The following is a 1,178-nucleotide window of genomic DNA, read 5'->3' on the forward strand; positions in this document are numbered from 1 at the left end:
CCTTGCGGGTGGAGCGTGGTATGGCCGCAGAGAGCAGGGGGAAGCGACTGTTTACTAAAAACACAGGTCCATGCCAAGTCGTAAGACGATGTATATGGACTGACGCCTGCCCGGTGCTGGAACGTTAAGGGGACCTGTTAGCTCTTAGGGGCGAAGCGGAGAACTTAAGCGCCAGTAAACGGCGGTGGTAACTATAACCATCCTAAGGTAGCGAAATTCCTTGTCGGGTAAGTTCCGACCTGCACGAATGGCGTAACGACTTCCCCACTGTCTCAACCACAGGCCCGGCGAAATTGCAGTACGAGTAAAGATGCTCGTTACGCGCGGCAGGACGGAAAGACCCCGGGACCTTTACTATAGCTTGACATTGGTATCCGAATTAGCTTGTGTAGGATAGGTGGGAGCCGGTGAAGCTTGGACGCCAGTTCAGGTGGAGGCATTGTTGAAATACCACTCTGGTTGGTTTGGGTATCTAACTTGCGGCCCTGATCGGGTCGAGGGACAGTGTCTGGTGGGTAGTTTAACTGGGGCGGTTGCCTCCTAAAGGGTAACGGAGGCGCCCAAAGGTTCCCTCAGCCTGGTTGGCAATCAGGTGTTGAGTGTAAGTGCACAAGGGAGCTTGACTGTGAGACTGACGGGTCGAGCAGGGACGAAAGTCGGGACTAGTGATCCGGCACTTGCGTGTGGAAGCGGTGTCGCTCAACGGATAAAAGGTACCCCGGGGATAACAGGCTGATCTTCCCCAAGAGTCCATATCGACGGGATGGTTTGGCACCTCGATGTCGGCTCGTCGCATCCTGGGGCTGTAGCAGGTCCCAAGGGTTGGGCTGTTCGCCCATTAAAGCGGTACGCGAGCTGGGTTTAGAACGTCGTGAGACAGTTCGGTCCCTATCCGCCGTGCGCGTTGGATACTTGAGAAGGGCTGTCCCTAGTACGAGAGGACCGGGACGGACGAACCTCTGGTGTGCCAGTTGTTCTGCCAAGGGCACGGCTGGTTGGCTACGTTCGGAAGGGATAACCGCTGAAAGCATCTAAGCGGGAAGCTCGCTTCGAGATGAGGTATCCCACCACCTTGAGTGGGTAAGGCTCCCAGCTAGACGACTGGGTTGATAGGCCGGAGATGTAAGCACGGTAACGTGTTGAGTTGACCGGTACTAATAGGCCGAGGGCTTAACCAC

The 1,178-nt window shown here is 55.9% G+C and carries 1 rRNA gene (only partly in view); it reads left to right on the forward strand.

Annotated elements, in window-relative coordinates:
- Positions 1-1,178, forward strand: a 23S ribosomal RNA gene (locus tag AB0M02_RS46660) (its annotated part extends 1,277 nt beyond the left edge of the window); the annotation flags it as partial.

Source organism: Actinoplanes sp. NPDC051861, assembly GCF_040681145.1.
Taxonomy (GTDB): domain Bacteria; phylum Actinomycetota; class Actinomycetes; order Mycobacteriales; family Micromonosporaceae; genus Actinoplanes.